Annotated in this window: 1 protein-coding gene; it reads right to left on the reverse strand. The window is 71.2% G+C overall.

Features of this window, described 5'->3' with window-relative positions:
* Positions 1-42: 42 nt before the first annotated feature.
* On the reverse strand, positions 43-852 hold the full coding sequence (locus AOQ53_RS37930; RefSeq protein ID WP_059424430.1) for an ABC transporter ATP-binding protein: 810 nt from the start codon (positions 850-852) through the stop codon (positions 43-45).
* Between the last annotated feature and the right edge of the window lie 108 nt (positions 853-960).

Raw genomic sequence — 960 nt, forward strand, 5'->3', positions numbered from 1 at the left:
GGGTGGCGGTGGGGGTGGTCGTGCGGGTGGTGATCGTGGGGGTCATCGCCTCGTCTCCTTTGTGCGGGCTGCCGCCTTGGCCTCGTCCACCAGGTGCAGGAAGGCCTCCTCGACCGTCGCCGCGCCGGTGCGGGTGCGCAGGGCCTCCGGGGTGTCGTCGGCGAGGAGCTCGCCCTCGCGCAAGAGGAGGAGGCGGTGGCAGCGTTCTGCCTCGTCCATGACGTGGGAGGAGACGAGGAGTGTCGCGCCGCGGCTCGCCGCGATGTCGTGGAAGAGGGTCCACAGGTCGCGGCGCAGGACCGGGTCGAGGCCGACGGTCGGTTCGTCGAGGACCAGGAGTTCGGGGGTGCCGAGAAGGGCTACGGCCAGGGAGACGCGGCTGCGCTGGCCGCCGGAGAGGTTGCCGGCCAGGGCGTCGGCGTGGGTGGTGAGGTCGACGTCGGCTATCGCGCGGGTGACGTGGTCGTGGCGGCGTTCTGCGGCGGGCCGGCCGGGGTCGAGTATCGCTGCGAAGTAGTCGAGGTTCTGGCGGACCGTCAGGTCGTCGTAGACGGACGGGGCCTGGGTGACGTAGCCGATGCGAGTGCGGAGGGTGGGGTGGCCGGCGGGGTGGCCGAGGACGTCCAGGGTGCCGGTGACCTTGGCCTGGGTGCCGACGATGGCGCGCATGAGGGTGGACTTGCCGCAGCCGGAGGGGCCGAGGAGGCCGGTGATCTGCCCTCGGGGGACGGTGAAGCCGAGGTTGCGGAGGACCTCGCGGGGGCCTCGGGCGACGGTGAGGTTCTCGGCGTGGACGGCTGTCGGCTCCGTGGTGGTGCTGGGGCGTGGCGGGCCAGGAGCATTATTCATCATGTGATGAATAATGCTCCTGGGGGTGGGGCGCGTCAAGCAGGGGTCTTCGCGAGGAGGAGGACTACTTCGTAGACCTCCTCGACGATGCCGTCCGGGAAGGCCCCGAGG

This window comes from Streptomyces azureus (genome assembly GCF_001270025.1).
Taxonomy (GTDB): domain Bacteria; phylum Actinomycetota; class Actinomycetes; order Streptomycetales; family Streptomycetaceae; genus Streptomyces; species Streptomyces azureus.